This is a genomic window from Micromonospora sp. D75 (assembly GCF_018070405.1).
GTDB classification, from domain to species: domain Bacteria; phylum Actinomycetota; class Actinomycetes; order Mycobacteriales; family Micromonosporaceae; genus Micromonospora; species Micromonospora chalcea.
On the sequence record NZ_JAGPXV010000248.1, the window covers coordinates 1 to 8,037 of the forward strand.

Genomic DNA, 8,037 nt, shown 5'->3' on the forward strand with positions numbered 1-8,037 from the left:
GGCATCGGACCACTCCAGCCGAATCCGGGTGCCCGCGCCAGGGGCGGAGGTCACCAGCGCGCGTCCACCCACAGTGGTCATCCGCCCGTGGATCGACTCGCGCAGCCCGTACCGGTGGGCCGGGACCGTGGCGGGGTCGAAGCCCGGACCGTCGTCGACCACTTCGACCACGACGGCGCCGCCCTCGCGGGCCAGGCGCAGCGACGCGGTCGCGCCGGGTGCGTGCCGCGCCACGTTCGCGAGCGCGGCGGCGGCGCTGTCGGCGAGCGCCGTGGCGACCTCCGCCGGCAGCCGGCAGGGCGCGAGCGTCGCGGTCACCGCCGGCCCGGGCGTTCCGGCGAGCACCTGGCGCAGCCGTTCGTCCAGGTCGGCCTCGCCGGCCGCGGTCGCGGACCGCGCGCCCGCCAGGGCGGTGAGGGTACGCAGATCGTGCGCGCACCGCTCGCGCAACGTCGCCGAGTCGGGTACCGCGCCGAGGCCGACCATGGTGAGCGTGCCCAGCACGGTGTCGTGCAGGTCGCGGTTCTGCCGCCGTTCGTCCTCGCGGGCGGCGCGCGCGACCACCGCCTCGTGGGACAGCCGCTGGTAGTCGGCGAACGCGGCGTCGGCGCGGGCGATCCGGCGGCGCATCACCGCTGTCATCACCGCCGCGCTTCCGGTCTGCACCAGCAGCGTCCCGGCGTGCGCCCGCGCCTCGACCGGGTTGCCGGCCAGCGTGGTGCCGGTGACGTACGCGGCGGTGACCAGCAGCCCGGCCGGCACCGACCAGCGGGCCGGCGCGGTGGCCTGCGTGTTGATCACCGTCGAGCTGGCCAGCACCGCGATCCAGCTCGCCTCGCCCGGCAGCACCTCCGGCGCGACCAGCCACGGGACGGCGAGCGCGGCGGCGGTGGTGAGCGCGACGTCGCCGGCCACCAGTGGCCCGTCGATGCCGTGCCGGAACGCCCGCCAGGCGTACCAGACCGACCAGACGGTGAGGACGACGACAGCGGGGATCAGCAGCGCCACCCGCACCGGCGGTGTCCGCACCGACAGTGCGACCACCGCGCCGACCAGACCGCAGGTGAGTCGCAGCAGCGCGGGAAGCGTCGTGAAGATCAGCGTGAACGCCTCAGCCGCCGGCCGGGCCTGGGTGGACCCGGGCAGAGACGTGGCGGCAGCGACCGGCATCGGGGGGATGTCCTTCCGGCAGCGACCCGGCCGGGTCCGCGCGGCATAGATTGACGCCGGAGAATAACACGGTTTGTGGGTACTGGTCACCCTTGGTGCTTGACGAGTTTCGCTCCGGCGTAAAGCAGCTGAGGCTCAGCGCCCCGCCGAGAAGCGGAGCCGCGGCCTCCGGTTTACGGTTGCCGGCGTCTCCTACCCTGCGGGGTATGGCATACCAGCCGGCCATGGTGCCGCCGAAGAAGTCCAAGCGAACCCTGTTCATCGTGCTCGGCGTGGTGCTGGCGATCTGTTGCTCCGGCGGTGTGCTCGGCGGCTTCTTCCTCTTCCGGGTCGTGCAGGAAGCCACCGGTCCGGCCCGGTCCACAGCGCAGACCTACGCCGAGGCGATCGTCGACCGCGACTACCCCGCCGCGTACCGGCAGCTCTGCACCCGCGTACGCGACCGGGTCAGCGAGGCGGACTTCACCCGGCAGCAGTCCTCCCAGCCGGAGTTCACCGGCTACGAGATCACCGGGCTGAACGTGTCGAACAACAACGGCCGGGTGAGCGGGTCGACGACCATCCGGTTCACCCCGGCGGTCGGGACCAACGTGACGCAGTCGTTCCCGATGGTCAAGGAGGACGGGGAGTGGCGGATCTGCGAGTGAGCCGGTGGCGCTCCTCCGCGCGCACCTGATCCACTTGTCGCATGGCCCCATCTCCCACCGCACCGGTTCCCCCGGCCGTCGAGGACCGGCTCGCCCGCGAACGCAACGTCTGGCTCTGCACGCTGCGCCGGGACGGCTCACCGCACATGACGCCGGTGTGGTTCGTGTACGCCGACGGCGTCTGGTGGATCGGCTGCGAGGGCCGTAGCGTCAAGGCCCGCAACGTGGCGGCCGACCCCCGCGTCTCGCTCGCCCTGGAGGACGGCGTCCACCCGGTCGTCGCGGAGGGCGTCGCCCGCCTGCACCGTGCCGGCTTCCCGCCCGCGATCGTGGCGGCGTTCGCCGAGAAGTACGGCGGCTGGGACATCCGGCAGCCGGTCACACCGGACAGTGAACGGGTGCTGCTGGAGGTGCCCGTCCGGCGGTGGCTGCTCGCCGGCCGGGCACGCTAGTCCCCGGAGAACCCCCAGAAGTAGATCTCGCTCGGGACGCCCGCCTCGTCGTGCAGCACGGCGTACCGGCCGAACCAGCGCTGCTCGGCCAGCGGCGCGAGCGCCTCGACGTGCGCGCGAGTCGGCCTGGCGACGCCCACGCGTGCGAGCGCCTCGGCCTCGGTCACCCGCTGGAACGTCCCGAAGCCGGGCTCCTCGCCGTCGGTCAGCACCCGCGACATGTCCAGGATGGAGTGGGTGCCGGACTCCTGTACCCGCTCGTCCGCCCACAGTTCCTCCTCGCTGCGGGGACGGTCCGGGAAGTCGGCGGCGGACGCACCGAACTCGCCCGGCGCCGCCCACCAGTAGTCGCCGGTCTCGAAGACCTGCCGGCGCAGTTCGTCAAGCGCGGCCTGGGCATCCGGCTGGTACGCCACGAAGTAGGTCCATCCCGATGCGCCCACGCTGCCTCCCGGTGATCCCGCTCGTCGACCGCCGTCGTGCGGCGGCGCACGCGATCATGCCCGACACCACCGACGAAACCGGCGGGTCGACGCGACCAGGATTCCTGTGCCACTCTCCGCCTTGCGTCTGTCGTCGGGCCTGCGCGGGCGATCGCGCCTACGGGTGCGAATCGGTGATCGCGATGACCTCGTCGAGGCGGTCCAGGGCGGCCCGGAGATCGTCGACCTTGGCCTGGATGCGCTCGCGCTCGGCGCGCAGCATGGCCCGCTGCCCGGGGTCGGTGTGCCCGGAGTCCCAGCACGGCAGGAGTTCGGCGATCCGGCTGCTGGTCAGGCCCGCCGCGTACATCTGCTGGATGAAGCGCACCAGCGTGACGGTGTCCGGCCGGTAGAGGCGCTGGCCGGACGGGCTGCGCCTGGGGACGAGAAGGCCCTGCTCCTCGTAGTAGCGCACGGCCCGTACCGAGACACCGGCGCCGCGTGCCACCTCACCGATGCGGATCAGCGGCTCGGTCACGGTGACCCCTCACACCCCGGTCTCGGCGATCAACACTTGCCTCTGACGTCAACGTCAGGTTTTAGCGTACCGGGCATGGACATCAACGACTCGGTAGCCCTCGTCACCGGCGCCAACCGCGGCCTGGGCCGCGCCTTCGCCCAGCGCCTGCTCGAACGCGGCGCCCGCAAGGTCTACGCGACCGCCCGCCGGCCGGAGACCGTCGACCTGCCCGGCGTCGAGGCGCTGCCGCTCGACATCACCAGCCCCGCATCCGTACGGGCCGTCGCCGCTGCCGCCCCGGACGTCACGCTGCTCGTCAACAACGCCGGCATCCAGACCGGAACCGACCTGGTGACCGGTTCGCTGGAGGCGGTACGGCACGAGGTGGAGACCAACGTGCTCGGCCACCTGACGATGATCCGCGCGTTCGCGCCGGCCCTCGCCCGCAACGGCGGAGGCGCGATCGTGAACGTGCTCTCCGCCATGTCGTGGTTCGGGACCAGGGGCGCCGGCGCGTACCACCTGACCAAGGCCGCCGCCTGGGCCATGACCAACGGCGTACGCCTGGAACTCGCCGAGCAGGGCACGCTCGTGACGGCGGTGCACCTCGGCCTGGCCGACACCGACATGTCAGCGGGCTGGCCCGTCGACAAGATCGCGCCGTCCGATCTGGCCGACGCGGCGCTCGACGGCGTCGAGGCGGGTGCCGCCGAGGTGCTGGCCGACCAGTGGAGCCGGGACGTCAAGTCCCGGCTGACGCTGACGCCGGAGGAGTTCAACGCCGCGATGGACCGCGCCCTGGCGGCGCTGGCGGCCTGACCGGGCCTGGCGGTACGTGCCGGTCGTGGCCGCGTTCGCGGAGGCGCCACATCGCCGACCGGTTGCAGCGCGTTGACGGTGACCCGGAGGGTGTCGTGGCGCCTCCGATCACCCTGATGCAGGATGCAGCAGGTGACCTCGATCTATCGAACCGCTGCGGGCCGGGACAGGATCCGCCGGTGGTGCGAGGAACAGTTGACTGCATGGCCGGTCCCGCACGATCGACGCGTGATTCGCGCCCAGGCCGAAGACACTCACGTTGTCTCCGTCGGCGCAGGCCCGGTCACAGTCGTCTTCGTCGCTGGTGACCGCTTCAGCAGCACCGCCTACCTGCCGCTGCTCACTGCCCTGGCCCAGCGCTATCGGGTGGTCGCCGCCGACCTTCCAGGCCAGCCAGGGCTGAGCTCCGACGAAGCGGGCACCGCCGGTGGCCGGCTCACGTGGTACGGCTCGTGGCTGGGAGAGGTCATCGAGAAGACCACCGCCGGGCCGGTCGTGGTGCTCGGGCATTCGTTCGGCGGCGCTGTCGCGCTCGCCGCGGATCATCCGCGGATTCGGGGAAAGGTCGCCGTGTCTCCAGGCGGGTTATGCCGGCTCCGGATCACACCCCGTGTCCTGCTGGCGTTCCTGGCCTGGCTGGTGCGGCCACGAGCTGCTTCGAGCCGTCGACTGCTACGCATCCTGTCTGCTCCCGGCCAGGAGCCCCGCGCCGAACTGGTGGAATGGATGACGCTGGTCGCCCGGCACGCCCGTCCGGTGAGTTCCGACGACCTCGTACCGGCGGCCGCTCACACGATGCCGGTCGTGGTCGCGAGCGGACACCACGACGTGTTCCTGCCCCCGGCACGACTGCGCGCAGGAGCACGACAGCGGATCCATGTGGACGCCGACATCGTTCCCGGCGCCGGCCATCTCGTCACCGACGAGCGCCCCGACCTGATCGCCGCGCTGGTTGCCCGGCTGGAGGATCAGTGGCACTGAACAAGCGGGGCAGTCGGCCCATCGTCGTCGACGGCAACCGCTACTGCTGGCTCGTCCGCCGGAAGCCGACGTACAGCCAGGGTCTGACCTGGTCACCGTTGAGCTTCGCCGTTGAGCGCGCGGATCTGGCTGGGTGCGCCACTCTCGTCGTCCGACTCGCGTCACCGCGACCGGACAACTGGATGAATGCCGTGGCCTCTCCGGTGCTCCCTTCGCTGGTCGCGAGTGCCATCCGGCAGGGGCTTGAGCGGGGCTGGCAGCCCGAGCGCCCCGGCTCCCCGTTCATGCTGGACCTCGGTGCTGACGAGCAGGGCTAGGGCCGGCGACGCGGAGCGCACCGCGCTGAAACACGTCCTTGGAACTCGTCTCGTGACCGTGCGGAAGGCCGGAAACGCGGTTCTCCGATTGGTGATCGCTCCGTAGGATCTCCGGCGATCAAGGGGGATGAACGGTGGGCGATTTTCAGCAGTTCGTGACGGACGTGACCTCACGTCTGTCCACCATGTCCAAAGGTGAGTTGTACGTCGTTGGCGACGGCCTCGACCGGGACTCACTCTGGCTCACCTTCCTCGAATCCTTCCCCGCCGGCACCAATCTGCGGTTCCGTGAGCGATCCGAGTACGACTGCTCGACCTGCCGCGGTTTCATCAAGCACTTCGGCAACGTCGTCGAGATCCACGACGGGCGGGTCCGTACCGTCTGGTCCGGGGTCTCGGCCTCCGACCCGGTCTTCTCCGTCGTCGCCGCCACTCTGGACGAGTTCGTTCTTTCGCTGCCGTTGGCCACCGTCTTCCGGTCCAGTCAGGCGCAGTACGGCACGAAGACCACCCGATCGCTGCGCGACGGCCAGGTCGAGGTGTGGCACCACCTGCACGGCCGGGTGGAGAAGCGGCATCGTGTCGAAGACGTCGGCGCGGCACAGAGCGACTTCAACGCCGCGGTGCAGGTCTTCCAGCGGGGCCTGGCCGAGCTGACCCCGCACGCTCTGGACACCGTCGTCGACCTCATCGACGACAACGCCCTCTACCGCGGCACGGAGCATCGTCGGGCGGTGACCGAGTTCCGGTCGCTGCAGAACCGGTGGACGAAGGCGACCGACGGACGGGCCTTCGTCTTCGCCAACGCCATGAACCCGGCGGCACGCTTGCGCAACACGGTGATCGGCACCCTCGTCCAGGCTCTCTCCGCCGGCGTCGACCTGGAGCAGGCGGTCCGGTCGTTCGAGACGAAGGTGGCGCCGCAGAACTACCAGCGCCCCACGGCGCTGATCACCCCGGCCATGGTCAAGGCTGCCATGAAGACCATCGACGAGTTGGGCATCGAGGAGTCGTTGCAGCGACGGTTCGCCCGGCTGTCCGACGTGTCGGTCAACAACGTGCTGTGGGTCGACAACGACACCCAGCCGCAGATGAAGGACGGCATCGAAGGGCTGCTCATGCAGGCGGCCACTACGACGTCGACAGGTGCGCGCCTTCGTGACGCGAAGCCGGAGGAGATCCCCGTGGTCTCCTTCCTGAAGGACATCCTGCCCGGCGCCACCTCCATCGACCTGTGGGTCGCCAACACCCACGAGCCGCACTTCGTCAGTCTCACGACCGGCCGGCACCCGGCCGCTCCGCGGTTGTTCAGGTGGGACAACGATTTCGCCTGGTCGTACGGCGGCAACGTCGCCGACTCGATCCGGGAGAAGGTCAAGCGGGCCGGCGGCAACGTCACCGGCAAGCTGCGGGTGAGCCTGTCCTGGTTCAACCACGACGACCTCGACCTGCACGTGTTCGAACCAAACGGCGACCACATCTGGTACCAGGAGAAGCGCGACAAGCTGGACGTCGACATGAACGCCAGCGGGCCGTTCTCCCGCGAGCCGGTGGAGAACGTCACCTGGACCGACCACGTCCCCGACGGTGAGTACCGGATCGAGGTGAACCAGTACCGCAAGCGGGACAGCGCCCAGGTCGGCTTCGTGATCGAGACCGAGAGCGACGGGAAGATCGAGCATTACCGCCACGAGCGCGCGATCGGCCACAAGGAGACCGTCGAGGTCGGCCGGATGACGGTCACCGGCGGCGTGATCACCGCTTTCCGGCCGGGTAAGGACGTGCAGCGGGGCAGTGCGGGCAAGGAACTGTGGGGGATCACCACCGAACAGTTCGTACCGGTGTCCACGATCATGTACTCGCCGAACTACTTCGACGACAACGAGGTCGGCAACCGGCACTACTTCTTCATCCTGAAGGGGTGCGTGAACGACCAGCCGACGCGGGGGATCTACAACGAGTTCCTCCGCGCCGACCTGCAACCGCATCGCAAGGTGTTCGAGGTTCTCGGCGACCGCACCAAGTGCGAGCCCTCTCCGGATCAGCTCTCCGGCCTCGGCTTCAGTTCCACGATCCGTAACTCTGTGGTCGCCAAGGTGACCATGACCGGCGGTCGGCGCCGCCTCGTCAGCATCCAGTTCTGATCCCCTACCCAGAAATCGGAGAGAGGTCACCGTGACCATTTTTGAGAAGGCCACCCGGGAGAAGTTCCGCTATCCGTCGGCCAAGGGACTGCTGACCACGGAGCAGTTGTGGGAGCTTTCGCTGACCGCCAAGTCCGGCTTCAGCCTCGACGACGTGGCCAAGGCGGTCAACGCTGAACTGAAGGCCGTCGACACCGAGTCGTTCGTGGCCACCGAGGCCAATCCGGCCAAGGCGACCCTGGAGACCAAGTTGGAGGTCGTCAAGCACGTCATCGCCGTCCGCCTCGCCGAGGACCAGGCGGCGAAGGCGGCGGCGGCCAAGAAGCTGGAGAAGGAGAAGCTGCTGGCGGTCCTGGGCCGCAAGCAGGACGAGGTCCTGGAGAACCTGACCGAGGCGGAGCTGCTGGCCCGGATCAACAACCTGTAGCCCGCTGACGATCTGGCCTGCGGTGGGGATGGTGCGCCCGGCAGGATTCGAACCTGCGGCCTTGGGATTAGAAGTCCCCTGCTCTATCCGCTGAGCTACGGGCGCGCGCCGACGGTCGTCGCGCCAAGAGGGTACCGC

General features: G+C 69.9%; 10 protein-coding genes and 1 tRNA gene. 7 read left to right on the forward strand and 4 right to left on the reverse strand.

Going from position 1 to position 8,037, the window contains the following annotated elements; all coding sequences use genetic code 11:
• The coding region (locus tag KBX39_RS16370) for an ATP-binding protein (protein ID WP_210871361.1) at positions 1 to 1,170 on the reverse strand (1,170 nt) is incomplete at its 3' end.
• Between the two features lie 206 nt (positions 1,171 to 1,376).
• Here KBX39_RS16370 and KBX39_RS16375 point away from each other — a divergent pair.
• Together KBX39_RS16375 and KBX39_RS16380 are read left to right on the forward strand one after the other, a co-directional pair.
• A complete protein-coding gene (locus KBX39_RS16375; protein ID WP_043328848.1) occupies positions 1,377 to 1,817 on the forward strand; it encodes a hypothetical protein in 441 nt (146 codons plus the stop codon).
• 41 nt (positions 1,818 to 1,858) lie between these two features.
• Positions 1,859 to 2,269, forward strand: coding sequence for a TIGR03618 family F420-dependent PPOX class oxidoreductase (locus KBX39_RS16380; protein ID WP_064448672.1), 411 nt, complete (start codon positions 1,859 to 1,861; stop codon positions 2,267 to 2,269).
• Here the strand turns inward: KBX39_RS16380 and KBX39_RS16385 are convergent.
• Positions 2,266 to 2,712, reverse strand: coding sequence for a hypothetical protein (locus tag KBX39_RS16385; protein ID WP_043328852.1), 447 nt, complete (start codon positions 2,710 to 2,712; stop codon positions 2,266 to 2,268). The genes KBX39_RS16380 and KBX39_RS16385 overlap by 4 nt on opposite strands.
• Before the next feature lie 157 nt (positions 2,713 to 2,869).
• Positions 2,870 to 3,229 carry a MerR family transcriptional regulator gene (locus tag KBX39_RS16390; protein WP_181373721.1) on the reverse strand — a complete coding sequence of 120 codons (360 nt, stop codon included), beginning with the start codon at positions 3,227 to 3,229 and terminating at the stop codon, positions 2,870 to 2,872.
• A 75-nt stretch (positions 3,230 to 3,304) separates the two neighbouring features.
• Here KBX39_RS16390 and KBX39_RS16395 point away from each other — a divergent pair, with 75 nt between their 5' ends.
• From KBX39_RS16395 to KBX39_RS16415, 5 genes are all read left to right on the forward strand, one after another.
• Positions 3,305 to 4,030: an SDR family oxidoreductase gene (locus KBX39_RS16395; RefSeq protein ID WP_043328854.1), complete on the forward strand. Its 726-nt coding sequence runs from the start codon at positions 3,305 to 3,307 to the stop codon at positions 4,028 to 4,030.
• A 123-nt stretch (positions 4,031 to 4,153) separates the two neighbouring features.
• Positions 4,154 to 5,011 carry an alpha/beta fold hydrolase gene (locus tag KBX39_RS16400; protein ID WP_210871363.1) on the forward strand — a complete coding sequence of 286 codons (858 nt, stop codon included), beginning with the start codon at positions 4,154 to 4,156 and terminating at the stop codon, positions 5,009 to 5,011.
• Complete coding sequence (locus KBX39_RS16405) at positions 5,002 to 5,328, forward strand: hypothetical protein (RefSeq protein WP_064448668.1); 327 nt, start codon at positions 5,002 to 5,004, stop codon at positions 5,326 to 5,328. The genes KBX39_RS16400 and KBX39_RS16405 overlap by 10 nt, the downstream gene beginning before the upstream one ends.
• Positions 5,329 to 5,462: 134 nt before the next feature.
• Positions 5,463 to 7,472, forward strand: a complete 2,010-nt coding sequence (locus KBX39_RS16410) for a hypothetical protein (RefSeq protein WP_210871365.1) — start codon at positions 5,463 to 5,465, stop codon at positions 7,470 to 7,472.
• A gap of 31 nt (positions 7,473 to 7,503) precedes the next feature.
• Positions 7,504 to 7,899, forward strand: coding sequence for a hypothetical protein (locus KBX39_RS16415; RefSeq protein ID WP_210871367.1), 396 nt, complete (start codon positions 7,504 to 7,506; stop codon positions 7,897 to 7,899).
• 29 nt (positions 7,900 to 7,928) lie between these two features.
• On the opposite strand, the gene KBX39_RS16420 is transcribed toward KBX39_RS16415, so the two are convergent.
• Positions 7,929 to 8,004 (reverse strand) — tRNA-Arg (locus KBX39_RS16420).
• Positions 8,005 to 8,037: the final 33 nt, after the last annotated feature.

Coding starts and splice junctions, on each gene's coding strand:
- KBX39_RS16395 (WP_043328854.1), top strand. CDS start 3,305: ATGGACATCAACGACTCGGTAGCCCTCGTCACCGGCGCCAACCGCGGC.
- KBX39_RS16400 (WP_210871363.1), top strand. CDS start 4,154: ATGCAGCAGGTGACCTCGATCTATCGAACCGCTGCGGGCCGGGACAGG.
- KBX39_RS16375 (WP_043328848.1), top strand. CDS start 1,377: ATGGCATACCAGCCGGCCATGGTGCCGCCGAAGAAGTCCAAGCGAACC.
- KBX39_RS16380 (WP_064448672.1), top strand. CDS start 1,859: ATGGCCCCATCTCCCACCGCACCGGTTCCCCCGGCCGTCGAGGACCGG.